The 24,607-nt window shown below is 63.8% G+C and carries 24 protein-coding genes; 12 read left to right on the plus strand and 12 right to left on the minus strand.

Translation table 11 applies throughout. The features are described 5' to 3' along the window. Positions 1 to 163 precede the first annotated feature (163 nt). From uvrD to AAEQ75_RS07965, 5 genes are all read left to right on the plus strand, one after another. A complete protein-coding gene (gene uvrD / locus AAEQ75_RS07945) occupies positions 164 to 2,347 on the plus strand; it encodes a DNA helicase II (protein WP_343351471.1) in 2,184 nt (727 codons plus the stop codon). Positions 2,348 to 2,370: 23 nt separating this feature from the next. Continuing rightward, on the plus strand, positions 2,371 to 3,465 hold the full coding sequence (locus AAEQ75_RS07950; protein ID WP_106734148.1) for a TRAP transporter substrate-binding protein: 1,095 nt from the start codon (positions 2,371 to 2,373) through the stop codon (positions 3,463 to 3,465). A gap of 49 nt (positions 3,466 to 3,514) precedes the next feature. Next, on the plus strand, positions 3,515 to 4,597 hold the full coding sequence (locus tag AAEQ75_RS07955) for a TRAP transporter substrate-binding protein (RefSeq protein ID WP_343351472.1): 1,083 nt from the start codon (positions 3,515 to 3,517) through the stop codon (positions 4,595 to 4,597). A 163-nt stretch (positions 4,598 to 4,760) separates the two neighbouring features. Beyond that, the gene (locus AAEQ75_RS07960) at positions 4,761 to 5,342 is read left to right on the plus strand and encodes a TetR/AcrR family transcriptional regulator (protein ID WP_343351473.1); all 582 of its coding nucleotides are present in this window, start codon (positions 4,761 to 4,763) and stop codon (positions 5,340 to 5,342) included. 156 nt (positions 5,343 to 5,498) lie between these two features. Then, entirely contained in the window at positions 5,499 to 6,353 is an 855-nt protein-coding gene (locus AAEQ75_RS07965; RefSeq protein WP_343351474.1) for a Tim44 domain-containing protein, read from the plus strand. A 134-nt stretch (positions 6,354 to 6,487) separates the two neighbouring features. Here the strand turns inward: AAEQ75_RS07965 and AAEQ75_RS07970 are convergent, their stop codons facing one another. Both AAEQ75_RS07970 and AAEQ75_RS07975 read right to left on the minus strand, forming a co-directional pair. Then, positions 6,488 to 7,912: an IS1182 family transposase gene (locus tag AAEQ75_RS07970; protein ID WP_343351475.1), complete on the minus strand. Its 1,425-nt coding sequence runs from the start codon at positions 7,910 to 7,912 to the stop codon at positions 6,488 to 6,490. Between the two features lie 174 nt (positions 7,913 to 8,086). Further along, positions 8,087 to 8,557 carry a GNAT family N-acetyltransferase gene (locus tag AAEQ75_RS07975; protein ID WP_343351476.1) on the minus strand — a complete coding sequence of 157 codons (471 nt, stop codon included), beginning with the start codon at positions 8,555 to 8,557 and terminating at the stop codon, positions 8,087 to 8,089. Between the two features lie 104 nt (positions 8,558 to 8,661). Here AAEQ75_RS07975 and AAEQ75_RS07980 point away from each other — a divergent pair, with 104 nt between their 5' ends. Continuing rightward, positions 8,662 to 9,069: an SMI1/KNR4 family protein gene (locus tag AAEQ75_RS07980; RefSeq protein WP_037005543.1), complete on the plus strand. Its 408-nt coding sequence runs from the start codon at positions 8,662 to 8,664 to the stop codon at positions 9,067 to 9,069. Positions 9,070 to 9,265: 196 nt separating this feature from the next. Here the strand turns inward: AAEQ75_RS07980 and AAEQ75_RS07985 are convergent, their stop codons facing one another. Further along, positions 9,266 to 9,919 (minus strand): GntR family transcriptional regulator, encoded by a 654-nt coding sequence (locus tag AAEQ75_RS07985; RefSeq protein ID WP_106734143.1) that lies wholly within the window; start codon positions 9,917 to 9,919, stop codon positions 9,266 to 9,268. A gap of 248 nt (positions 9,920 to 10,167) precedes the next feature. Here AAEQ75_RS07985 and AAEQ75_RS07990 point away from each other — a divergent pair, with 248 nt between their 5' ends. After that, complete coding sequence (locus AAEQ75_RS07990; protein WP_343351479.1) at positions 10,168 to 11,562, plus strand: aspartate aminotransferase family protein; 1,395 nt, start codon at positions 10,168 to 10,170, stop codon at positions 11,560 to 11,562. A gap of 90 nt (positions 11,563 to 11,652) precedes the next feature. Beyond that, on the plus strand, positions 11,653 to 13,020 hold the full coding sequence (locus AAEQ75_RS07995) for a glutamine synthetase family protein (RefSeq protein WP_343351481.1): 1,368 nt from the start codon (positions 11,653 to 11,655) through the stop codon (positions 13,018 to 13,020). 47 nt (positions 13,021 to 13,067) lie between these two features. Here AAEQ75_RS07995 and AAEQ75_RS08000 read toward each other — a convergent pair whose 3' ends face one another. Then, positions 13,068 to 14,330, minus strand: coding sequence for a hypothetical protein (locus AAEQ75_RS08000; protein ID WP_343351483.1), 1,263 nt, complete (start codon positions 14,328 to 14,330; stop codon positions 13,068 to 13,070). Continuing rightward, positions 14,327 to 15,046 carry a tetratricopeptide repeat protein gene (locus tag AAEQ75_RS08005; protein ID WP_343351485.1) on the minus strand — a complete coding sequence of 240 codons (720 nt, stop codon included), beginning with the start codon at positions 15,044 to 15,046 and terminating at the stop codon, positions 14,327 to 14,329. Before AAEQ75_RS08005 ends, AAEQ75_RS08000 begins: the two co-directional genes overlap by 4 nt. An 84-nt stretch (positions 15,047 to 15,130) precedes the next feature. Between AAEQ75_RS08005 and AAEQ75_RS08010 the strand changes: the two genes are divergently transcribed. Beyond that, on the plus strand, positions 15,131 to 15,628 hold the full coding sequence (locus tag AAEQ75_RS08010) for an acyl-CoA thioesterase (RefSeq protein ID WP_003464774.1): 498 nt from the start codon (positions 15,131 to 15,133) through the stop codon (positions 15,626 to 15,628). On the opposite strand, the gene AAEQ75_RS08015 is transcribed toward AAEQ75_RS08010, so the two are convergent. After that, positions 15,619 to 16,152: a zf-TFIIB domain-containing protein gene (locus AAEQ75_RS08015; RefSeq protein WP_343351487.1), complete on the minus strand. Its 534-nt coding sequence runs from the start codon at positions 16,150 to 16,152 to the stop codon at positions 15,619 to 15,621. The genes AAEQ75_RS08010 and AAEQ75_RS08015 overlap by 10 nt on opposite strands. 121 nt (positions 16,153 to 16,273) lie before the next feature. Here AAEQ75_RS08015 and AAEQ75_RS08020 point away from each other — a divergent pair, with 121 nt between their 5' ends. Continuing rightward, positions 16,274 to 16,669, plus strand: coding sequence for a DUF3301 domain-containing protein (locus AAEQ75_RS08020; RefSeq protein ID WP_343351489.1), 396 nt, complete (start codon positions 16,274 to 16,276; stop codon positions 16,667 to 16,669). A gap of 12 nt (positions 16,670 to 16,681) precedes the next feature. Here the strand turns inward: AAEQ75_RS08020 and AAEQ75_RS08025 are convergent, their stop codons facing one another. Both AAEQ75_RS08025 and AAEQ75_RS08030 read right to left on the minus strand, forming a co-directional pair. Next, positions 16,682 to 17,560, minus strand: a complete 879-nt coding sequence (locus AAEQ75_RS08025; protein ID WP_343351491.1) for an alpha/beta fold hydrolase — start codon at positions 17,558 to 17,560, stop codon at positions 16,682 to 16,684. Between the two features lie 34 nt (positions 17,561 to 17,594). After that, complete coding sequence (locus AAEQ75_RS08030; RefSeq protein ID WP_343351493.1) at positions 17,595 to 18,575, minus strand: CobW family GTP-binding protein; 981 nt, start codon at positions 18,573 to 18,575, stop codon at positions 17,595 to 17,597. Between the two features lie 95 nt (positions 18,576 to 18,670). Here AAEQ75_RS08030 and AAEQ75_RS08035 point away from each other — a divergent pair, with 95 nt between their 5' ends. Next, a complete protein-coding gene (locus tag AAEQ75_RS08035) occupies positions 18,671 to 19,021 on the plus strand; it encodes an NADH:ubiquinone oxidoreductase (protein ID WP_343351495.1) in 351 nt (116 codons plus the stop codon). A gap of 383 nt (positions 19,022 to 19,404) precedes the next feature. On the opposite strand, the gene AAEQ75_RS08040 is transcribed toward AAEQ75_RS08035, so the two are convergent. Genes AAEQ75_RS08040 through dksA form a run of 3 tightly spaced genes read right to left on the minus strand, consistent with a single transcriptional unit; the run spans position 19,405 to position 21,692 of the window. Then, the gene (locus AAEQ75_RS08040) at positions 19,405 to 20,049 is read right to left on the minus strand and encodes a DUF1826 domain-containing protein (protein WP_343351497.1); all 645 of its coding nucleotides are present in this window, start codon (positions 20,047 to 20,049) and stop codon (positions 19,405 to 19,407) included. Beyond that, a complete protein-coding gene (gene zigA / locus AAEQ75_RS08045; protein WP_343351499.1) occupies positions 20,049 to 21,254 on the minus strand; it encodes a zinc metallochaperone GTPase ZigA in 1,206 nt (401 codons plus the stop codon). The genes AAEQ75_RS08040 and zigA overlap by 1 nt, the downstream gene beginning before the upstream one ends. Positions 21,255 to 21,269: 15 nt before the next feature. Then, on the minus strand, positions 21,270 to 21,692 hold the full coding sequence (gene dksA, locus AAEQ75_RS08050; protein WP_343351501.1) for an RNA polymerase-binding protein DksA: 423 nt from the start codon (positions 21,690 to 21,692) through the stop codon (positions 21,270 to 21,272). A 71-nt stretch (positions 21,693 to 21,763) separates the two neighbouring features. Between dksA and folE2 the strand changes: the two genes are divergently transcribed. Further along, positions 21,764 to 22,654: a GTP cyclohydrolase FolE2 gene (folE2, locus tag AAEQ75_RS08055; protein ID WP_343351503.1), complete on the plus strand. Its 891-nt coding sequence runs from the start codon at positions 21,764 to 21,766 to the stop codon at positions 22,652 to 22,654. 22 nt (positions 22,655 to 22,676) lie between these two features. On the opposite strand, the gene AAEQ75_RS08060 is transcribed toward folE2, so the two are convergent. Beyond that, positions 22,677 to 24,605: a DUF2207 domain-containing protein gene (locus AAEQ75_RS08060; protein WP_343351505.1), complete on the minus strand. Its 1,929-nt coding sequence runs from the start codon at positions 24,603 to 24,605 to the stop codon at positions 22,677 to 22,679. Between the last annotated feature and the right edge of the window lie 2 nt (positions 24,606 to 24,607).

Consider the following 24,607-nt stretch of genomic DNA (forward strand, 5'->3'; position numbering starts at 1 on the left):
TGACGCCCAACTTTTGGCGGGCACCGGCAGAGCATGATGGCCTTTGGCCGCCTGACCAGGCGCATCTGCGCCCTGACCTGCCAGTCGTCGGTTGCATCGGACGCGTTTCTCCACGCTCGGCCAACGGTTTGCCCTCCCCTGTCCGGCCCCCTAGAATGCCGCGATGCAAAATGACCTCGATCACAGACTCACTACCCTCAATCCCGCCCAGCACCACGCGGTTACCACACCGCCTGGTCATCAGCTGGTGCTGGCCGGCGCCGGCTCGGGCAAGACCCGCGTGCTGGTGCATCGCATCGCCTTCCTGATCCAGCGCCTGGACGTTTCGCCGCACAGCATTCTGTCGGTGACCTTCACCAACAAGGCGGCTGCCGAGATGCGTCACCGCATCGAAGACGTGCTCGGCCACGCCCCTGCGGGCATGTGGGTCGGTACCTTCCACGGTCTGGCTCACCGCCTGCTGCGTGCACACTGGCAGGAGGCAAAGCTAGCCGAGAACTTCCAGATTCTCGACTCCGACGACCAGCAGCGCCTGATCAAGCGGGTGATCCGCGACCTCGGCCTGGATGAACAACGCTGGCCGGCCAAGCAGGCGCAGTGGTTCATCAACGGGCAGAAGGATGAGGGCATCCGCCCGCAAGGCATCCAGGCCAGCGGCGACCTGTTCCTGGCCACCATGCGCAGCATTTATGAAGCCTACGAGGCAGCCTGCGCGCGCACCGGCGTCATCGACTTCGCCGAGCTGCTGCTGCGTGCCCTCGACCTCTGGCGCGACAACGCCGGCCTGCTGGAGCATTACCAGCGCCGCTTCCGCCATATCCTGGTCGACGAGTTCCAGGACACCAACGCCGTGCAGTACGCCTGGCTGCGCTTTTTGGCTAAGGGCGGTGAAAGCCTGATGGTCGTGGGCGACGACGATCAGTCGATCTACGGCTGGCGCGGCGCGAAGATCGAGAACATCCAGCAGTTCGACAGCGATTTCGCCGATGCCGAGATCATTCGCCTGGAGCAGAACTACCGCTCCACCGCCAATATCCTCAATGCCGCCAACGCGCTGATCGCCAACAACCAGGGCCGCCTCGGCAAGGAGTTGCGCACCGACGTTGGCGATGGCGAGCCGCTGGCCCTGTATGCAGCCTTCAACGAGCACGACGAAGCGCGCTACGTGGTCGAGACCATCGAGGACGCCCTGCGCAAGGACGGTCTCAAGCGCAGCGAGATCGCCATTCTCTATCGCTCCAACGCCCAGTCGCGCGTGCTGGAAGAGGCGCTGCTGCGCGAGAAGATCCCCTACCGCATCTACGGTGGTCAGCGCTTCTTCGAGCGTGCCGAAATCAAGAACGCCATGGCCTATCTGCGCCTGCTCGACGGGCGCGGTAACGATGCGGCGCTGGAGCGCATCATCAACGTACCGGCGCGCGGCATCGGCGAGAAAACCATCGAAACCATCCGCGAGTACGCCCGCGCCCATGACGTGCACATGTGGGAGGCGATCCGCCTGATGCTGGCGGTCAAGGCTCTGCCGGGCCGTGCCTCGGGGGCCCTGGCCGGCTTCATCGACCTGATCGACAGCCTGGCCGAGCAGGTCCTGGCCATGCCCCTGCACCAGATGACTCAGTTGGTCATCGAAAAGAGCGGCCTGCTCGCCTATCACGAGGCGGAAAAAGGCGAGAAGGGCCAGGCCCGGGTGGAAAACCTGGAGGAACTGGTCAGCGCCGCACGCGCCTTCGAGAACGATGAAGACGACGAGCTGACCCCGCTGCAGGCCTTCCTCACCCACGCCTCGCTGGAGGCCGGGGACACCCAGGCCGCCGAAAACGAAGACAGCATTCAACTGATGACCCTGCACAGCGCCAAGGGCCTGGAATTCCCACTGGTGTTCCTGGTGGGCATGGAAGAGGGTCTGTTCCCGCACAAGATGAGCCTGGAAGAACCGGGCCGATTGGAAGAAGAACGCCGCCTGGCCTATGTCGGCATTACCCGTGCCATGCAGAAGCTGGTGATCAGCTACGCCGAAACACGGCGTCTCTACGGTAGCGAGACCTATAACAAGGTGTCGCGCTTCGTCCGCGAAATCCCCGCACCGCTGATTCAGGAAGTACGCCTGAGCAACAGCGTCAGCCGCCCGGTGAGCACCAGCTCGATGGGTGACGGCAGTCTGTTCGCCGGCAGCGCCGTACCGCAAACGCCCTTCAGCCTGGGCCAACGCGTACGTCACAGCCTGTTCGGCGAGGGCACCATCCTCAATTTCGAGGGTGCTGGCGCCCAGGCGCGGGTTCAAGTGAATTTCGAAAACGAAGGCAGTAAATGGCTGATGCTGGCGTACGCCAAGCTTGAAGCCTACTAGTACACCGTATCTGGAGATAATCGATGAATCGCCGCAATCTGTTCGGCACCGCCCTGGCGCTGATCGCCGCCATCGGCCTGGTTGGCTGCAAAGAAGACAAGGCTGCCAGCGAGCAAGCCGCTGCCAAGCCGGCAGAAATCATCCACTGGAAAATGGTCACGTCCTGGCCGAAGAACTTCCCTGGTCTGGGCACCTCTGCCGAGCGCCTGGCCGAGCGCATCAACGCCATGAGTGCCGGGCGTCTGACCGTCAAGGTCTACGCCGCTGGTGAGCTGGTACCGGCGCTGGAAGTGTTCGACGCCGTTTCCCGCGGCACCGCCGAGATGGGCCACGGCACCCCGTACTACTGGAAAGGCAAGGTGCCAGCTGCGCAGTTCTTCAGCAGCGTGCCGTTCGGCCTCTCCACCCTGGAAATGAACGCCTGGCTCAGCCACGGCGGTGGCCAGGCGCTGTGGGATGAAACCTACGCACCGTTCGGTGTGAAGCCGCTGTCGGCGGGCAACACCACCATGCAAATGGGCGGCTGGTTCAATAAGGAAATCAACAGCCTGGACGACATCAAAGGCCTGAAGATCCGCATGCCGGGCCTCGGCGGCGAAGTCTGGAGCCGTCTGGGTGCGATCACCGTCAACCTGCCGGGCGGCGAAATTTTCACCTCCCTGCAGACCGGTGCCATCGATGCCACCGACTGGGTCGGCCCCTATAACGACCTGGCCTTCGGCCTGCACAAGGCTGCCAAGTACAACTACTTCCCGGGCTGGCAGGAGCCGCAGGCGGTGGTCGAGGCCATGGTCAACCAGAAGGCCTTCGACGCATTGCCGACCGACTTGCAAGCCATCGTCGTCGAAGCCGCGCGTGCCGCGACCCTGGACATGATGGACGACTACGTGTTCAACAACGCCAAGGCGCTGCAAAGCCTGAAGAGCGAAGGCGTGCAGTTCAAGCGTCTGCCGGATGACGTGCTGCAAGCCATGCGCGAGCAGTCCAATCTGGTGCTCGAGTCTTTGGCCGCCGAGAACGATCTCAACGGCCGCATCTGGGCCTCGCAGAAAGCCTTCCTGGAAGAGGCCAGCGCCATGCAGGAGCTGACCGAGAAAGAACTGTACAACTGGCGTTGAGCCAACCGAACGGGGCTGAAAAGCCCCGTTTTTCTTAGGGATTGCGCCCATGCATCTTCGTTCGCTGCTTCTACTGCCCCTGCTCGCCTTCAGCCTGATCGGCTGCAAGGAAGACTCCCCGCCGGCCAACCAGGCCACCGCTCCCGCGCAAAGCTTCCATTGGAAGATGGTCACCACCTGGCCGAAAAACGCGCCCGGCACCGGCACCGCTGCCGAACGCCTGGCCGAGCGCGTCAACGCCATGAGCGCCGGGCGCCTGACCATCAAGGTCTACGCCGCTGGCGAGCTGGTGCCGGCGCTGGAAGTATTCGACGCGGTCTCCCGCGGCACGGCCGAGCTCGGCCACGGTACGCCCTACTACTGGAAGGGCAAGGTGCCGGCGGCGCAGTTCTTCGGTGCGGTGCCCTTCGGGCTGTCCACCCTGGAAATGAACGCCTGGCTGAACAAGGGCGGTGGTCAGGCGCTATGGGACGAAGCCTATGCACCATTCGGCCTCAAGCCGCTGACGGCGGGCAATAGCACCATGCAGATGGGCGGCTGGTTCAACAAGGAAATCAACAGCCTGGCTGACATCAAAGGCCTGAAAATCCGTATGCCGGGCCTCGGCGGCGAAGTCTGGAGCCGCCTGGGTGCGGCCACCGTGGTGATGCCGGGCGGCGAAATCTTCACCTCGCTGCAAAGCGGCGCCATCGACGCCACCGACTGGGTCAGCCCTTACAACGACCTGGCCTTCGGCCTGCATAAAGCCGCCAAGTACTATTACTACCCGGGCTGGCAGGAACCACAGTCAGTGCTCGAACTGCTGATCAACCAGAAAGCCTTCGACGCCCTGCCCGCCGACCTGCAGGCCATCGTCACCGAAGCGGCGCGTGCGGCGACCCAGGACATGATGGACGACTACGTCTACCACAACGCCCTGGCGCTGGATGAACTGAAGAAGAGCGGCACGCTGCTCAAACGCTTCCCCGACGAAGTGCTGCAGGCGATGCAAAAGGAGAGCGAACAGGTGCTGGGCGAGCTGGCCGCACAAAGCGAACTCAATGGCCGCATCTGGGCCTCGATGCAGGCGTTCCAGGCGCTGGCTATCCCCATGCATGCACTCTCGGAAAAGGAGCTGTACGACTGGCGCTGAGCCGCTCAGCGCTATAGCCCTTGCCCTTGTGGGAGCCCCGCCCCGGGGCGAAGCTTTAACCCAGCTTCGCGGCGGGGCGCCGCTCCTACCCATACGGCGAACCTATCGGACTCCGTTTGTCGTTCCAGGCGCCACCTCAAGCCCTGGCGGCCATACTTCAGGGATGAAGAAAAAACCGACCGACCCCGCCCACATTCTTGATAACGCTCTGCAACTGGCCGACGTCTGCGGCTGGGAGCGCCTGCACCTGTTCGACGTCGCCGCCGCGCTCGATATTGGTCTGGACGATATCGCCCGCCATTACCGCGACAAGGATGACCTAGTGGAGGCTTGGTTCGACCGCGCCGACCTGGCCATGCTTGGTCACGCGAAAAATCCCGCTCTGCAGGGGCTGAACGCCGAACAGCGCCTGGAAAATTGCCTGCTGGCCTGGCTCGACAGCCTCGCCGCACATCGGGCCGTCACCGGCCAGATGCTGCTTTACAAGCTCGAGCCCGGGCATATCCACCTGCAGGTGCTCGGCCTGATGCGCGTCAGCCGCACCGTGCAGTGGTGGCGCGAAGCAGCCGGACGGCAAAGCCTGCACCTGCGCCGTATCGCCGAAGAAACCCTGCTCACCAGCGCCTACCTGCGCAGCTTCGTGCATTGGCTGCGTCATCCCAATGAAGACGCAGCAACCTTCCGCGCCTTTCTGCGTGGTCAACTACGCTGCGGCCCGTTGCCTCTGCTGCTACAACGCCCGTAGGGTGCGCCATGCACACCAGGGGCCGCTTCGGTACCAAGCCGGGCAGGCACGGCGCCATCCAGTGCAGGCAAAAGCCGGAAACATTCTGTCACTGGTCATGCCCCCCTATGACGGGCAAGATGCCGGCCAAGCTTTTCCATAAGAGAGAAAACCGTGATGCAGCGTTTCCTCAGTATCGCCATGGTTCTGTGCCTGGCACTGACCTTCAGTTTCGAAGCCCACGCCAAGCGTTTTGGCGGTGGCAAATCCTTCGGCTCCGCGCCCAGCCACCAGACCCGTCAGGCCACACCGCCAGCGCAATCGGCTGCCCAGGCACCCGGTCGTCAACAGCCTGCCGCTGCCGCCAGCGGTGCTTCGCGCTGGCTCGGCCCGCTGGCCGGTCTGGCCGCGGGTGGCCTGCTGGCCTCGATGTTCATGGGTGACGGTTTCGAAGGCCTGCAGATCATGGACATGCTGATCTTCGGCCTGATCGCCTTCCTGCTGTTCCGCTTCCTCGCTGCCCGTCGCGCTCGCCAACAGCCGCAAATGGCCACTGCCGGTGCGCCGTACCAGCGTGAAATGCCGAACGCCGACAACGCCCCGGCCGCTGGCAGCAATATCTTCGGTGGTCGTCTGGCCTCGGCTGCTCCGGTGATTAACGCACCGGCCTGGTTCAACGAGCAGAGCTTCATCGCCGCCGGTCGCGAGCACTTTATGAACCTGCAGCAGCACTGGGACGCCGACGAGATGGACAAGATCGCCGAGTTCGTCACTCCGCAACTGCTGGACTTCCTCAAGCGCGAGCGCGCCGAGCTGGGTGACGGCTTCCAGTCCACCTACGTCGATAACCTCGACGTGCAACTCGATGGTGTCGACGACAACGCCGAGAAAACCATCGCCACCCTGACCTTCAGTGGTGTGTCGAAGACCTCGCGCTTCGACCAGGGCGAGCCGTTCAGCGAAAGCTGGCGCCTGGAGCGCGCCCAGGGCGACAACCAGCCCTGGCTGATCGCTGGCATTCGCCAGAACTGATCGCTACGACGCAGAAAAAACCCGGGCTTGCAGACTGTGTGAAAACGTTCTGAACTGAACCGGTTCAATACAAACGCCTCGATTGATTCGGGGCGTTTGTGTTTTTACTGGTGCAATGATGCAAAGTGCAGCGCTCAGGTCAGCAGCTCGATCATGCGGCGTGCCCCGAGTACCGAAATAGCACGTTTGAGGTTGTAGGCTTGCACGGCCATCGCCATCTCAGCTCTCACCCCGCTGAAATGGCGCACTAGAAAACGACCGTTGCCCAGAATCCATTGTTTGAGATTGCCAAAAGGGTGCTCGACGATTGCTCGTCGCCGTCCCATCATCTCAGGATGAGTTTCGAGTCGTTTCTCCATCCGCGCGAACGCCTCTTCGTTGGGATGGCGGCTGATATGACGCCGTTGGGCCTGTGTGCACTTGGCTTTTAATGGGCAGTTCCCGCAGTCCTTGGCACGGGCTGCGTAAAGGCGAGTGCCACGATTGAGCTGTTTGAGCGACAGGGTCTTGCCCGCAGGACATTGGAAGCTGTCGGTCGCAGGATCGTAAGTGAAGTCCTGACGCGCAAACAGTGTGCCGCCGCCCTGGTTGTTGGGCGCGCGATTCACGGGGACGAAAGCCGTAATGCCCGCTTCTTCGCAGGCTTGAAACTGCGCCCCGTTGGAATAACCTGCATCAGCCGTGACGGTCAGCTCAGGCTGCTGCAGAACCGCATGAGTCGCTTTGGCCATCGGCTCCAACTGCTGGTTGTCGGTGCAGTCACTGGTCACTTCGTGATGCACGATCAGGCCATGCTCGGCATCGACAGCGCTCTGCACGTTGTAGGCCACGCAAGGGCTCTTGCCTGAGCAGCGCATCTTCTTGGCATCCGCTTCGCCTTCGACGAACTGTTCCAGGCCCTGCGCCTCCATCAGCGCTTTTACGGTCAAGTTATCGGCATGGCGATCCTGTAGCTGGCGTAGCGCCTGTTTCACCGCTGCCCGGTCAATCGTCTCTTGCGCGTCTTGTGCATCACCCTCATCAAGCTGGGCCAGGTACTGGGCAATGTGTTTTTCCAGCTTCGCTTGTTGACGCTTGAGCTTCTCCACACTCAGGTGCTTGCGCAGCGAAGCTACCGCTTGGAACTTGCTGCCATCGATGGCCACCAGCTCCCCACTGATCAAGCTCGCCTGGCGACAGAACTGGACGAAAGCCTTGCAAGTCGCCTGAAAGGCCACGCTGTTGTCTTTGCGAAAATCCGCGATGGTCTTGAAGTCCGGCGCCAGACGACCCAGCAACCACATCACCTCGATATTGCGCTGGCACTCCGCCTCCAATCGACGAGAGGAGCGAATGCGCTGGAAGTAGCCATATAGGTATAGCTTGAGCAAATCAGCTGGATCGTAGCCAGGGCGCCCAGTCTTGAGCGGCTCAGCCTTGCTGAACCCCAGTACCTTCAGATCCAGACGAGCCACATAGGCCTCGATGACTCGAACTAGATGATCCTCAGGAACCAGCTCTTCCAATGTCGGCGGAAACAGGCTGCTTTGTTGCCGATCTTCACCTTGGATATAGCCCATAAACGACAATGCCCCTATCGACCGATAGAGGCATTGTCTTCACCTTGCACTCAGACTGCTAGGTTTTCACACAGTCTGCTTGCTCGGGTTTTTTATTGCGGCATTTGCCGGTTATCGCGGCTGAAGCCGCTCCTACGACGTGGGAGGCGCTTTAGCGGCGACGTCCCGTCCCCATCACGACAGATCCTTAGCAGCCCGGCGCATGCCGATATGCGGGATGTCGTCCTCCAGATACACCTCGGTCACCGCCTCGAAGCCATAACGCCCGTAGTAGCCCTGCAGGTGCGCCTGCGCCGACAGATAAACCGACAAACCCGACCAACGCTGAGCACACTCGACCAGCGCCCGCTCCATCAGCCGATGGCCCAGTCCGCTGCCGCGCGCCCGCTCGGCGATCACCACCCGACCGATCACCACCTCGCCGTCCATGCGCTGCGGATCGAGCAAGCGCAGATAACCCACCAGCCCAGATTCATCACGCGCCAGCAGGTGGCAGGTGTCACCGACCAGGTCCTGGCCATCGGTTTCCAGATAGGGGCAGTTCTGCTCGACCACGAACACCTGGGTGCGCAGTGCCAGCAGTTCATAGAGGGTCGCAGCATCGAGTTCGCTGTGGTGCAGGCAGTGCCAGGTAAGAGATGACATGAAAGGCTCCGCAAAAGCGCCAGTATGCAGTGGCAACGACATGTTTTCATTCTGCCGGCCAGCTACTGTATAAAGCCGATCCCCCAAGATGAGGAGCCGACGCCGTGGAAGAAGTCATCGAACAGCTGCGCGAACTCAACGAGCCGGTACCGGTACCGCTGGAGCTGCCGGAAGAAGAGACCCTGGTGGAGATTCAGGAGCAGATCCTCATCCACTTGCCCTTCGAGCTGCGCGAATACCTGCTCAAGGTCAGTGATGTGGTCTACGGCCGCCTGGAGCCGGTGACCGCCAGTGATCCGCAATCGCACACCTACCTGCCGGAAGTCGCCTCGGTGGCCTGGGATCTCGGCCTGCCGCGCGACCTGGTGCCACTGTGCCAGGACGGCCGCGATTACTACGCGGTGGACGTGGAAGGCCAGGTCTGGCTGTGGGATGGCGACGAAGGCGAGCTGACCGACGAAAGCTGGGACTCGGTCTGGCACTGGTGCCGTGACGTCTGGCTGGAAAGCTAAGCAGACCGCCGCCGATCAGGAAACCGGCCACTGTAGGGCGGACTCAGGAGCGCAGCGAACAGTCCGCCAAATAGGGCGAGAATCGCACTCCACGTATTCCATGAGCCCGCAACGGCGTACCGCTTCGCGAACGGATCGCCGCCCGGTACGCCCTGCAGTGCGACAACATGGACAGCCGAGTCCGCCCTACGGCCATTCACACCTCGCCCTGCTCCAACGCCAGCAGGTTGAGCAGAAAGCGCGCGAAGTAAAGCAGATCCTGTTCCATCGCCTGGCGAGCGCCCTTGGCATCGCCGGCTTCGATAGCGGCAAAGGCGTCTTCATGAAAGTCATTGAGCCGCAGCGACAGGTCGGCGCCGGTGAACAGCCGGTTGAAGAAGGGGCCGATCTGCAGCCATAGCGACTCGATCGAACGCAGCAACACCGGGTTGCCACATGCACCGTACAAATGCAGGTGAAACTGGCTGTTGGCATTGAGGTAGTCCTGCACCTGGCGCTGCTCGATGGCGGCGTCCATGCGCTGCACGCAGTCACGCAGCAGGGCCAGATCGCTGCTGTCCAGGCGCGGCGTGGCCAGCTCCACTGCCAGGCCTTCCAGCGCCAGGCGCACCTGAAAGATGTTTTCGTAGCGCTCACGGGTCATCGACGGGACTCGCACCGAGCGCTGCTGCTCGCCCTCCAGCGCGCCCTCGGCCACAAGCCGCTGCAGGGCCGCGCGAACCGGCATCGGGCTGGTGCCCCATTCGGTGGCCAAGTCGCGGATCTTCAACCGCTCCCCAGGTTGGAAACGTCCGACCAACAGCCCTGAGCGGATGTTCTGATACAGCTGCTCCTGCAGATTGTCAGCCATGTGCCACCTCCATCGGAGGCGCCGGCAATTGGGCAAGGGTCAAGCTACAGTCACGCATGGGAGGCTCCGATTGAAGATGCGGCGAGTCTACGACAGGAACTGATTTTGTGTGAAAAACGGCTGAATACAAAATTTTTTGTGATCACAAATATAGATTTAAAAGCCAAAATAATCGATTCTGATCTAAGCGTTTACTATTTTGTGATCACAAAATATCATGCCGACAGCATTCAATCGAGGTATGCCCCATGACCACCGCCAGTGGCATCAGCCAAGTTGCCGTTGACCGTTTCGTCGCCACCGAGCGCGAGCGCTTCCTGTCCCGCAATCCGAAGTCCGTGGCCCTGGCCGAGCGCGCCCGCCACTCGCTGTACGGCGGCGTGCCGATGCACTGGATGGCCGATTGGTCGACGCCGGTGCCGCTGTTCGTCGAGCGAGCCAAGGGCGCACGTTTCTTCGATGTGGACGGTCACGAGTACATCGACTTCTGCCTGGGTGACACCGGCACCATGTTCGGCCACTCCCCCGATCCGGTCACGCGCGCCCTCGCCGAGCAAGCGAACAATGGCCTGACCACCATGCTGCCCGGCGAGGACGCTGTGGTATGCGGCGAGCTGCTGGCCCAGCGTTTCGGCCTGCCCTACTGGCAGGTGACCGCCACGGCAACAGATTCGAATCGCTATGTGCTGCGCTGGGCGCGCGCCATCACTCAGCGCAAGACCCTGCTGGTGTTCGACGGCTGCTACCACGGCACTGTCGACGACGTGATGGTGCGCGAGCGCGACGGCAAGACCGTGCACCGCTCCGGCCTGGTCGGCCAGGCCTATGACCTGACCGAGCACAGCCGCGCCATTCCCTTCAACGATGTCGCAGCGCTGGAAGCCGCATTGGCTCAGGGCGATGTCTGCGCCCTGCTCTGCGAGCCGGCGATGACCAATATCGGCATGGTCCTGCCTGATCCAGGCTTCATGCAAAAATGCCGCGAGTTGACGCGTAAGTACGGCAGCCTGCTGATCATCGACGAAACCCACACCATCTCCACCGACATCGGCGGCTGCACACGTCTGTGGAACCTGGATCCCGACTTCTTCGTGGTCGGCAAACCCATCGCCGGCGGCGTGCCTTGCGGCATCTTCGGTTGCAGCGCAGAGATGGCAGGCGCCATGACCCAGGCGCGTCAGCGCGCCAGCGAGGCAAGCCACGGGCACGGTCACAGCGGCATGGGCACCACGCTCTCAGCCAACGCTCTGGCCATGCACTGCATGCGTGCCAACCTGGAACAGGTGATGACCCAGGCGGCCTACGACCACATGCTGCCGCTGGCGGCGCGCCTGGCCGAGGGCTTGCGCCAGTTGATCGGCAAGCACGGCCTGAAGTGGTCGGTGACCGAGTTGGGCGCGCGTTGCGAATTCCAGTTCTGCGCCACGCCGCCGCGCACCGGCGCCGAGGCCGAGGCCGCGTTCCATGACGAACTGCAAATGGCCCTGCACCTGTACATGATCAACCGCGGCATTTTGATCACGCCATTCCACAACATGACCCTGTGCTGCCCGAGCACCACAGCGCAGGATGTGGACAAGCTGATCACGATGCTCGATCAAGCCCTCACCGAGCTGCTGGCCATCCCCGGCGCCCGCGAGTAATTCATCGATCAGCCTGTGGGAGGGGCTTTAGCCGCGACAGTCGCCGCTAAAGCCCCTCCCACGAGATAACGACTCACTGTGAGAATCACCATGCAATTCGCCAACCCGCAGGAAGCCCGCGACTTTCTCGCCGCCCACCCCGAGGTCCGCAGCATCGAGCTGATGCTGATCGACGCCAACGGCATCCCGCGCGGCAAGCTGCTGCATCGCGACGAGCTGCTGGCCATCTACGAAAACGGCCGACCGCTGCCCAGCTCGATCCTGTCGCTGACCATCCAGGGCGAGGACGTCGAGGAAAGCGGCCTGGTCTGGGAAGTGGCCGACGCCGACTGCTGGACCTACCCACTGCCCGGCAGCCTCACCCTGCAACCCTGGCGCGTGGTGCCCACCGGCCAGGTGCAGGTGAGCATGCACCCGACCCAGGGTCTGCCGGCCACGCCGGGTGATCCGCGCCATGCGCTGGTGCGCGCCATCGACGCGCTCAAGGCCGACGGCTATCACCCGGTGATGGCAGTGGAGCTGGAGTTCTACCTGCTGGACAAGCAGCGTGACGCCAATGGCCGCCCACAGCCCGCCGTACAGATGAACGGCGTGCGCCCACAGGCGCCGCAGGTCTACGGCCTGTACGAGCTGGAGCAGATGCAGCCGTTCCTCGACGACCTCTACGCCGCCTGCGAGGCGCAGGGCCTGCCGGTGCGCACGGCCATCTCCGAATACGCGCCGGGCCAGCTCGAACTGACCCTGGAGCACCGTTTCGATGCACTGCAGGCGGTAGACGAAGGCGTACGCTACAAGCGCCTGGTCAAGGGCGTGGCCAACAAACACGGCTTGCAGGCCTGCTTCATGGCCAAGCCGTTCGGCGACCTGGCTGGCAGCGGCATGCATATGCACGTATCGCTGGCCGATGCCGAGGGCAACAACCTGATGGCCAGCGAAGACCCACAAGGTACGCCGCTACTGCGCCATGCCATCGGCGGCATGATGGCCACGCTCAACGATGCCCTGGCGATCTTCTGCCCCAACGCCAACTCCTTCCGCCGCTTCCAGGCCAACAGCTACGCGCCGCTGGCCAAGAGCTGGGGGGTGAACAACCGCACCGTGTCATTCCGCGTTCCCGGCGGGCCGGCCAACAGTCGCCATGTCGAGCACCGCATCTGCGGTGCCGATGCCAACCCCTATCTGGCGGCAGCCGCGATCCTCGCCGGCATCCACAAGGGCATCCGCGAGCAGCTCGACCCAGGCGCAGCCATCGTCGGCAATGGCTACGAACAGGCCCGTGAAACCCTGCCCACCGACTGGCTCACCGCCCTGCGCAACCTGGAAGATTCGAGCTGGGCACGCGAAGCGCTAGGCGAGGATTTACTCAAGGTGTTCCTTGCGATCAAATGGGCCGAGTACCGCCAGTTCATGGGAGAGGTGGGCGAGCAGGACTGGCGCTGGTACCTGACTCACGCCTGATCGTCGCGGACGATGAGTTGGCGGCGAGCCCTGCCGCATATCCTTATCTACAGCGGCATGCAACGCCCGTTGAATCCTGCCTCGTGCGGGCCGTCGAAGCACAGCTGGCCGCGTCCATCGGGCTCGGCCAGCTGTGTCGGATGGTAGGGGTTGCGGGCATCCGGAATGTTGGCCAGCTGCTCGGCATCGAAAGGCCCCGGAGGCAGGGTCACCACCGCGGCCAGCAAGCGGCGCTTCGCCTCCAGGTCATGCAAGCGCCCGGCATACAGGCGCATGTCCGGGCCGGCGATAGCCAGCAAGATGTTGCCAGCCCGGTTGCGCATGCCGCCAACCGAGGCCGGTCCGGGAGCCGGCTCCTGCAGCGCGGCGGCGAACGCATGCGGCTCCAGCTGCGACAACTCCACGGCCCGCACATAAGGCGTCAGGCTGGCGTTGATGGTCATCTGCGGTCGGAAAAACAGTAGCAGCCCAAGGTATTCCCGGCCGGAGACGCTATCCGGCAGCTGCGCATACATCTGCGCGATACCGTAGAACTCGCGCTGCATGGGCTTGAGCAGCGAGCGCTCGGCCGCGCTGAAGGGCTCCGGAACCGACGGGCGTGGGATCAGCCCCTGGCGATAGAGACGAACCTGCCATTCCAGGTTATCGCTGATCAGCCGCCCCAGCAGCATCTTCAGAACCAGGTTGTCCGCGCGCACCAGTTGCTGGCGCAGTAGCCTGAGCTCCTCGCGCAACCCTCCCTGCGCCACATCGCTTTGGCCATCGCGGGCCATTTGCAGCATGAGCAGATCGTGCACCCGCTGGCCCGCGTACACATAAGTGAGTCGCGGTACCGGCTCGGCGACACTCACCGAGGTCAGCGTGCGGTAGTCGTCCATGTTGAGAAAATCCCAGTAGCGCCGCTGCAGAGCGAACCAATCGGGGGCGATACGGCTTCCCAGGTCGGCCTGTGCAAGCAGGCTGTCGAAGCAGCCGAGCGCCTCGATTCGGCAGAACAGTCGCCCTTCTGGCAACGACAGGCTGGCAACGGTCGGCCCCGAATAATCGCTATCGGTCACGCCGCGCCCGGCGTACCAGCGCTCGTAGTGCTGCAGACGGGCCTTACCCAGTGCCTCGGGCTGCTCATCGAAAGGCGCATCGATCCCGTTGAGGAAAAGGTACGCGCGGCTTTCGCCGGTCGCCGCCTGCACCTGCTGCTGCCAGTCCTGCACCTGAGTGCCAAGCGGCTCATCACGCAGCCAGGCGCTGCCACCGACCAGCAGCGCCAGCGCCAGAATCACAGCACCCAGCAGGCCATCCCGTCGGCTCACTGACGCACCTGCGCATCGACCTTGATGTAGTCGCCCGCCACGCTGATGCCCATGCCGCCATAGTCCTGGCAGCCATCGGCGAACACTTCCAGCACGCGCAGCGAGATTCCCTCGCGCAGCAGACTCACCGCGCAACCAGCATTCAGCGCGGCATCCTCCAGGCGCATCTGCACAGCGTCGCCGACCAGCTTGCCCTCAAGCTCACCGACGGCCGCCGGGCCGTACTCCTCGACCCGCGCCCCCGCGCGCAACGGCGCGAAGCTGGCGTGATAACCGCCGCCAGGAATCTCGCTGATCTGCAGTTCGCTCCACACCGCCTGGCCGCTGTAGCGCAGGTAGCGGCCTACCGGGCTGGCACTCAGTGCCGGGTAATCCAGCGCCTGGCTGACCTTGATCAGGTTGTGCCGCGTTGCCGAACCGTAAAGGTTGGTGTCCAGTGTCAACTGCAGCCAGGCGCGGGCCATGCCGGCGTCATCGGCGCGCAGGTTGGCCAACATCAGATTGTTAACGGCGAGCTCGAGCCCAGCTTCATCTTCGTTCTCGACGCGACGCAGCTGACGTTCGAAGGACTCGATGGCCGCCTCGAAACGACCGGCCTGATAGGCGGCCGTGCCCTCCTGGTTGCACTGCGCCGGTGTATCGCACGTTTGTTCGGCCATTACCGGCAGGGCGAGCAGGCCAAACAACATAAGGGGAATGTGGCGCAAGGGCATCATCTGGCATCCTAACCAAGCTAAACCCCATATTAGCCGGGCAACGCACAGCGCGGCAGCGCACAGCCTCCCAATTTCGGAGTCACCATGGAAGCCGGAACCGCACAACTCACGATGACCGTACTGATGACCCCAGACATGGCCAACTTCTCGGGCAACGTCCACGGCGGTACGCTGCTCAAATACATGGACGAAGTCGCCTACGCCTGCGCCAGCCGCTACGCAGGGCGCTATGTGGTGACGCTGTCGGTGGATCAGGTGATCTTTCGCGAGCCGGTGCATGTCGGCGAAATGGTCACCTTCCTCGCCTCGGTCAACTATTGCGGTCGCACCTCCATGGAAGTCGGCATCAAGGTGATCACCGAGAACATCCGCGAACGCTCGGTACGCCATACCAACAGCAGCTTCTTCACCATGGTGGCGATGGACGAGCAGGGTCGTCCGGCAGTGGTGCCCGAACTGCACCCGGACACACCCGACGGCCTGCGCCGTCAGCGCCAGGCCAAACAGCGCCGGCAGATTCGTGAAGAGCTGCAGCAGCGTTATCGGGCGTTGAGCGAGGAGAAGAACGACCCTCAGTCGTGACCGATGTAGAACAGCAGTTCGCGACGCTGCGGATGGTCCTTGAGCCAGGCGCGAATTTCGTCAGCACGGGCGATGGCGTCCTCGCCGGCGATGCGGCTGAAACGCTCGCGACGTGCCTGTTCGCTGGCTTCCTGCCGCACCTGGCGCTGCCAGGCGTCGGTGAAGATCGCCGGCATGCGCTGGCTCAGTTCCAGGGCCTTGAGCAGTTGCCATTCGCCGCTGTCCAGCCAGGCTTCGTCGCAAGTGCCGCACAGGTCCAGGCGATTGGCCCGGGTGCCACTGATCTGGAACTTGCTCATCAGCTTGGCGCACTTGGGGCAGCTCAGCGCATGGCTGGTTTCACCCACTTCGGCTTCGGCAGCCAGGGCCGTTGGCGTTTCCTCCGCTGGCTGGCGCTCGGCCCAGTCGCGGTAGTGCAGCAGGCTGACCAGTGTGCCTGCGCATTGCGGGCAGCCATGGCCAAGCAGGCCATCTTCGAGTTTTGCCGGTTGCAGACGGCTGGTGCGACAGGCGGGGCAATGCATGGTGACGTCCTTTTCGTGTGAAGTGCGCGAACGCTAATGTACAGCCGACGCAAGGGCAAGCCGGATGCTGAGAACTGGGCGGCAGATAGGCTAAGCTCTGTCTCCCGGAGACGGAGTCGCCATGATCAACCTGTTCGATGTCTTCCTGCTGATGCTGTTCGCCGCTGTCTGCGCCTGGCTATGGCGCGGCCACGGTATTCGCGAGCGTGCGCTGGCCTTCGCCAAGCAGCACTGCGCCAAGCTCGACGTGGAACTGCTCGATGGCGCCGTGGCATTGCGTCGTCTGACCATCCAGCGCGACGGCAAGGGCCACCGGCGCCTGGCGCGACTCTATGACTTCGAGTTCACCGTCACCGGCGAGCAGCGCCTGCGCGGGAATATCAGCATGTTCGGCCCGCATCTCGGCCGCATCGAACTGCAGCCCCATCCGATACTGGAGCCGCAACCCGAGCCAGTTGCGGTGCAGCAGCCAGGCAATGTCATCCGACTGGAAGACTGGCGGCGCAAGGCGCAATAGCGCCTGCCCGATTCAACCGCGCTGCAGCAGGAAAGCGGCCACGCGCTCGGCGCTGTCCGCCGGCTGCTCCTGCATGAAACAGTGCCCGCCCGGCACCACCTGACTGCGCACGTGGGCGTTGCTCGCGCACCAGCGCGCCACGGACTTGGCAACGAAGGGATAGGTGTGCGCACCGTGAATCACCTCGGTCGGCGTCGTCACCTTGGCTAGCGAAGGCCACAGGCGCCGTGGGAAAGAGCCGAATATATCGGCCTCGCGACTTGGTCTGCACTTGAGTTCGACACCGCCCTCGACGTCCTTCAGCGCATGCTCGATATAGGCGTCGAACGCTGCCTCGTCCCAGCCACGGAACATGCCGCGCCCATGCAGCGCGGCATGTGCACTGACACGATCCGGCCACTGCCGGCGACGCTTGCGCGCTTTGCTCGCCAGCGCGTTGCGCTGCGCCAGACCCACCACATCGGACAATGCCATCACCCCGATCATCGCCGGGCTGAACAGCACCGGGTCAAGCAACACCGCACGCCGGAACAGCTCGGGATGGCGCGCCAGGATCAAGCTGGTGAGCACGCCGCCGAAGCTGTGCCCGAGGGCGAAGCGCGGCACATCGCCGAACGGCCCGCGCAGGGTGTCGAAGGCCTCCACCGCCAGCTCGGCGCTGCGGTTCCAGCCATGGAAGCGGCCGCCATGATCGCTGTCACCATGGCCCTGCACATCGCACAGCCAGAGGTCGAAGTCCTCGGCCAACGCGGCCAGCATCGGCGTATAGACGCGCCCGCAATAGCCATTGCCGTGCAAAAAATGCAGCAACGGCTTGCCCGACGGCGGCGTGTGCCAGCCGCGCAGGGTGAAGCCGGCAGAGGTGTCGTGAGACCAGGGCAGCAGTTGCATGAAGGTTATCCACAGAGACGAGAGCGCGGCGAGTTTACCAGCCCACTGCCGGGATTCGGCACGCAGCGAACGAAGCGCTTAGCGTTTTGGCGGCCTGCGCCTGATCGAAGATCAATTCCAGCCGCGAGTCCTTGCGCCATTCACTCGGGGTCCAGGCTTGTAGCGCTTGCCCCTGCAAGGCATTCAACGAGTGCCAGCCTTCACCGCCATGCAGCACGGCCTTGGCCCTGCGCCAATCCATACCCTGCAGCCACTGACTGACCTGCTCGAGGTCGAAGCGCTGGCTGGGGTGCCAGCGCCAGCCAATGCTCCAGCCCACTGCCTGATCCTGCACCTGGCAGATTGGCTCCGCGACATTGCGCCAGATCTGCGCCAGGCCCACCGCAGCTGTGGGTAACTCGGCACTCGCCTCGACGGGCGAAGCCTGCGCCGCCAGGCCCGGCAGCAAGGCCAGGTCGAGCCGGCCCTGCACGCTCCAGTACAGCGGCACGGGCGGCAGGCTCGCGGCAATTCGCGCCCGGCTCGCCTCGTCCAGAGACTCGCTCTTGTTCAACAGCAGCAAACCCGCATCATCCAGCGCCTGACGCTGCACATCGGGCAGCGCTTGGCCAGCAGCCAGCGCAGCGGCGTCCAGCACCAGCAGTGCCGGTTGCACGGCCAAAACGCCTATCCAGGGCGGCTGCCGCAACTGTGCCAGCAACTGCGCCGGATGCCCTAGGCCGGACGGTTCGATCAGTAGGCGATCAGGCCTGGCCTTGCGCAGCAGGCGCCCGAGGCCGACCTGAAACGGCGCACCATTGACGCAGCACAGGCAACCGCCGGCCACTTCGGCCATGGCGATACCGTCGTCGCCCTGCTCGAGCAAGGCGGCGTCCAGACCGATCTGGCCGAATTCGTTGATCAGCACCGCCCAACGCTCGCCCGCCGGTTTTTGCGCCAGCAGGTGACGGATCAGCGTGGTCTTGCCGGCGCCGAGCGGGCCGGCGATGAGGTGGGTAGGGATTTGACTGAGCATGAATTGATGTTCGGTGGTTTGCCAGACGAGTGCCAGCACAGACTGCAAAGAAGCAGCATGGTAGATTCGCCGGCAGTTTTTCGGGAGTCGAAACGATGCGTGCATGGCTGTTGCTGTTTTCCCTGCTGCCGGGCCTGGCTCTGGCTGAAGCTTGCGTGGTGCACAGCCAGGCCGAACGCCTGGACGTGAAGGTCTGCCAGGAAAATCGCAACATCCCAGCCACGCTGTTTCGCGACGGTTTCTGCCAGCCACAGTTGCAAGGCCAGACGGTCGAGGTGGAGTTCGTCGAGCAGTGCCCCGAGGGTGCCCACGGCGTCTGCCAGAACGCACGCGCCGGCAGCGGTATGTACCTGCAGGATATCCACTACTACGGCGTGGCCAGCGACGCGTTGTATCTGGAACCCGCCTGCAAGACGCAATATCAGGGCCAGTGGATCAAGCCCTGAGGCGAGTATTGTAGGGCGGGTGCAACCCGCCACTCCCTGCCTGGCGGGTTGCACCCATCCTACGCGGAACGCTGACATCAAACTGTCACCCAACAGGCGCCTAATGACCTCGGGTACCTCACGTAACCCTCATGTCGAGTCACGCGTCGACATGATCTCTTGGTGCTTAAGGCCGGGGCAGTCGCTCCGGCCTATTTTTTGTTGCCCCATTGCAGCGTTCTCGTAGGAGCCGCGCCTCGCGGCGAATAGCGATCACGCCGCAAGGTTTCCTGAACAACCACGATCACTTCGCCCCGAACTGCACTTGAGCTACGGATCGCCGACAAGCCGGCTCCTACTCGATGCCCGGCGCTCCCCCGCAGGAGCCCGCTTGCGGGCGATATTCAGGCCAACCAATCCAGGGTCAACAACAGACGTCGCTCACCCACCGGTGGCTGCGGCGAGCGGTGGATCAATCCGCGCCCTTCGTTGCCATGCCATTTCTCGCCCTTGACCAACGCCACATGGCCGCTGTCGAGGCGCTGGATCAACGCCTCGTCCTGCGGCTCGGCACCCGGCTGACCGAGCTTGCTGCGCGGCATCACGCCCTCCTCCAGCCAATCGCTGCCGACACCGGCATAGCTGGTGATCAACCGTACCGGCACGCGGTCGACGTGAAAGCGCGGGCACATGGCCTTGTCCAGCGCGCGCAGGCGCAGGCCGATGCGCTGGGCGTCGAGCAGGCAGGCATAGGCCCGCACCAGCCAGGCTACGTCGGCGAGAAAGGCCGCCTGACCCGGCAGATCGGCGTACTGCGCCACCAGGCCATCGAGATTTGGCTCGCTGTCCGCGCGCGGCAGCTCCAGGGTCATGGACTGCGCCAGCGGCTCACCTTGCACCAGCAGCGTCTCGGCGAAGTCGGCGATCTGCGCCGGCAGGCGGCGCTGCCAGACGGCCAGGTTGACGCCGTCGTGCAGCACCTCACCCAGCACCTGGATATCCTCGCCCAGCACCTGTCGGGACACGTTCGGCAACTGCAGGGCGAACATCAGGCGGCCTCCTGCTGCCAGGCACCGAAGGGGTCAGCGAGCAGGCACCAGGCATCCGGGCCGCCGGCCATTTCCTCATCGGTAAGCAGGCAGTCGTCCAGCTCACGCACCAGTCGCGGGAAGTCGATGTTCTGGCCAATGAACACCAGCTCCTGGCGGCAATCACCAACTTCAGCGCTCCAGTGCTTCATGATCGTCTGCAGACCTTCCTCGTCCTGCGGCCAGTGCTGCTTGGGCACGAAGCGCCACCAGCGCCCGGCCAGGCCGTGACGCATCAGCCCGCCAGCCTGCGACCAACTGCCGGCCTCCTGGTATTTGCTGGCCAGCCAGAAAAAGCCCTTGGAGCGCAGCAGACGACCGTTGCGCCATTCCTGCGAGAGGAAATCGAAGAAGCGCTGCGGATGGAACGGCCGGCGCGCGCGGTAAGCGCTGGAGGCAATGCCATATTCCTCGGTTTCCGGCACGTGCTCGCCGCGCAGCTCCTTGAGCCAGCCCGGCGCCTGCGAGGCGCGGTCGAAGTCGAAGCGGCCGGTGTCGAGGATGGTGTCCAGGGCGATCTGGCCCATGCTCATGGCCTGAATGTCGGCGTGGGTGTTGAGCCCACGCAGGATGGCCATAAGCTCCTCGCGCTCGGCCTGGCTGATCAGGTCGATCTTGCTGATGAGGATGACATCGGCGAACTCCACCTGCTCGATCAGCAGGTCGGTGATTGAGCGTTCGTCCTCCTCGCCCAGGGTTTCGCCCCGGCTGGCCAGGCTGTCGGCCTCATGGAAATCGCGCAGGAAGTTCACCCCGTCGACCACCGTGACCATCGTATCCAGCCGCGCCAGGTCGGACAGGCTGCGGCCCTGCTCGTCGCGGAAGGTGAAGGTCTCGGCTACCGGCAGCGGCTCGCTGATGCCGGTGGATTCGATCAGCAGGTAGTCGAAGCGGCCTTCGCTGGCCAGGCGGCTGACCTCGTCGAGCAGGTCTTCACGCAGGGTGCAGCAGATGCAGCCATTGCTCATCTCCACCAGCTTCTCTTCGGCGCGGTTGAGGCTGACGTCTTGCTGGACGGTGGCACCGTCGATGTTGATTTCGCTCATGTCGTTGACGATCACGGCGACCTTGCGGCCTTCACGGTTCTTCAGCACATGGTTGAGCAGGGTGCTCTTGCCGGCGCCAAGAAAGCCGGACAGCACGGTAACGGGTAGACGCTGATTCATAGGGGTGTTCCTCGTTCAGTCACGGTCACGCTGATGTTTTTCGCGCTGCTCCTGACGCTCCTTGGCTTCGATGCTCAGGGTCGCGGTCGGGCGCAGCAGCAGGCGCTTGAGGCCGATGGGCTCGCCGGTCTCGGCGCACCAGCCGTATTCGCCACGCGCCAGGCGTTCGAGCGCCTGGTCGATCTTGTCCAGCAGCTTCTTTTCCCGCTCCAGCAGGCGCAGCTGCCACTGGCGCTGTTCCTCGGCGGCGCCGATATCGGCGACGTCGCTGCTGGTATCGGGCTGGCGCAGCTCGGTGAATTCCTTGTCGATGCGCACCTGCAACTCGGCTCGCTGGGTCAGCAGCAGCTCGCGAAAGAACTGCTGCTGGGCGTCGTTCATGTAGTCGTCGGCTGGCTGAGCCAGCAGTTCGGCTTCGGTGGTCGCGGTCAGGGTCATGGCAAATCGGCTGGCTTGTTTTAATTGTTATAACATAACATTTATTTCTGACCGCTACCCACGGATTTACGATGAACGAACAGCCTCTGCCGGATATTGCCGCCCAAGCCACCCACTATGACCTGCCGCTGGACTGGGTCGGCATGGCCGGCATCGCCCTGCCCATTCGTTTGGCGGACGCCGCCGTGACCGCCAGCGTCGACATCGGCGTGAGCCTCGATGATGCCGGCGCACGTGGCATCCATATGTCGCGCCTGTACCTGGCGGCGCAGCGTCTGGTGCATCAGCCATTGAACGTGCCGGCAGTGCTGCAGGTGCTGGATGACTGCCTGAGCAGTCACCAGGAGCTGTCCGACAGCGCCACCCTGACTCTGCGCGGCGAGGTACCACTCAAGCGTCCGGCGCTGGTCAGCCCGTTGAACGGTTGGAAGGGCTACCCCTTCGAACTGCGCGCCCGGCAGGACGGCCGGGGCGTGAACATCGAATTGCAGGTTGAGGTCAGCTACTCGTCCACCTGCCCTTGCTCGGCAGCGCTGGCACGGCAGTTGATCCAGCAACGCTTCGCCTGGGACTTTCCCGACCAGCAGGTGGATTACTCCAGCGTGCTCGACTGGCTCGGCTCGACCCAGGGCATCGTCGCCACACCGCACAGCCAGCGCAGCACGGCGACCTTGCGACTGCGCCTGGCACCGGGCTGCGTCGAACTACCCGTACTGGAGTTGATCGACAGCGCCGAGCAGGCCCTCGGCACGCCGGTACAGACCGCGGTGAAGCGCGCCGACGAACAGGCCTTCGCCCTCGCCAACGGGCAGAACCTGATGTTCTGCGAAGACGCCGCACGCCGCCTGCACCGCGCCCTGCGCCAGTTGCCGCAGGCCAGCGGCTTACGCCTCAAGGTCATCCATGCGGAAAGTCTGCACGCCCACGACGCGGTAGCAGAGAGCCGTTGGAACTGGAGTTGAACGATTAGCCTCCAGCTATGACCTACCAGCCCCCTCCACCGCCGCCGCCACCTCCGCCACCCGAGGAGCCGCCACCGGACGACCCACCGCCGCCCGAAGAACTGCTCGACGGCGGCGACGATGCCAGGGCCGTGGCACTGGCGAGTCCGGCGGCCAGCGCACCACTCAGGGCTTGCGGCGAGCTATAACTGCTGCGGCTGTGGTACCAGCTTGGCTGATAGTCGCGCTGTGTCGGGTCGATCAGGCCACTGGCCAGGGCCTCGCTGAAGCGCGCGCTCCATTTTTCTTCGACGCCCAGGGCCATGGCGAACGGCAAATGACGCTCATACAACGCGATGCTCATCGCCGGGGCATCACCCGCCAGGGCCAGGGCATCGCGCTCGGCCAGTTGCAGGTAGTCGCGATAGCCTTCCAGCGCATCGAGCAGGTGTCGCCCCTCCAGGGTTGGCGCCGGCAACAGGTAATAGAACGCCAGCACCAGTGCGACATAGGCGACGATCAGCAGCAACGCTGGTACGGACACCGACGCTGAGATCATCATCAGCCCTACCGGCACTGGCCAGCCGAACATCAGCGCGACCAGATACAGCCCCATCTGCTTACCGAAGCCGGGCTGATGGCGGGCCATGTTGAACACGACCAGTGCCGGCACGCCAAAGCCCAGGCTGAACACCAGTCCAGCCAGACCTGTGGCCCACTCATCTTCGCCCTGGCCACTCAAGAGCACCGTTGCGGCACATGCCAATGCGGCCCACACCAACCCCAAAGCCCAGATGCCGCGGTTGTTGGCAAACCAGGCCTTGCCCTGCTCGCCAAGCTGGCTGCTCAGCCCGGCCACCGCATCCGCCAGACGGGGCTCGTACTGAGTGCCGATGATCAGCGCAATACCAATCTTGTTGGCCGGAAACAGACGTTTGCGCAGGTCGCGATCCAGCTCGCTCATGTCACTGCCAGCGCCCTGGTCGCGGGCCAGGCTGAAGCCGCCGCCGTGCGGCTTGTCCTCGATATGCAGATGCTTGCGGATGGCCATGTCGGTGAGCCACACGCTGAAGGCCCGTGCCTCGCCGAAAGCGCCGCGCAACCCGCGATGCCAGAGATAGCCCGCCTGCACCGCGCTCATACCCTGCGGCCCCTCGAACAGCGGGATGATCACGCCCTTGCGCGGGTCGCGGCCGACACGGTTCCAAGCACGCAGGTAGAATAGCAGCAGGCCGATCAGCAACACGGCACCGATGCCTACACCCAGGTTATCCAGCACGGCGCGACTGGCGTTTTGCAGCAGGCCAGGCCGCGGTACCAACCCTGCCTGCCAGTCCACAGCCACGGTCAGGCCGTGATAGGCCGGCAGCGTCTCGGTGGTGGCCAGGCGCAGGTGATCATCGCCGCGTTCGACAATCTGGAAGTCCTGGCCTTGATCGCCCTGGGCTCCGGTATACGCAGCAAACTGGCCGATGCGCGCCCCCGCTGGCAGGCGCAGCTCCACCGAGGCCTGGCGGATGGGGAATAGCCAGCCGTTGCCGGTGACGTTCCAGTACAGCTCGTCCGTGTCGGCGTGATGCAGCAGGGCGCGCCCGACCCGATAGCGCAGCTCGTAGTGATAGCGTCCCGGCTCAAGCAGAATGTTCGGTGAGCCTAGGTAGAAGCGCACCCAGGCGCCATTGCGCTCGCTGCGCACCGACTCGGGCCGGCCATCGCGAGTCACGCCCAGCAGGGTGATCGGGCTACTCTGCTCCAGTCCCATCGGCAGCGCATAACTGACCGGCAGATCGCGGTAGATGCCACGACGAATATCCTGACCCTCGGCGCGTACGGTAATCCGTTCGCTGACCAGCAGATTGCCGTCGGCCTCGACCTGCAGGGTGACGGCAAAATCTTCGATGGCCTCCTGCGCCAACACCAGGCCGGGCAGCAGAAAACAGCTAAGCAACAGGCCACGCAACCATCCTTGCATGC

The sequence above is a fragment of the Pseudomonas sediminis genome (assembly GCF_039555755.1).
Classification (GTDB): Bacteria; Pseudomonadota; Gammaproteobacteria; order Pseudomonadales; family Pseudomonadaceae; genus Aquipseudomonas; species Aquipseudomonas mendocina_D.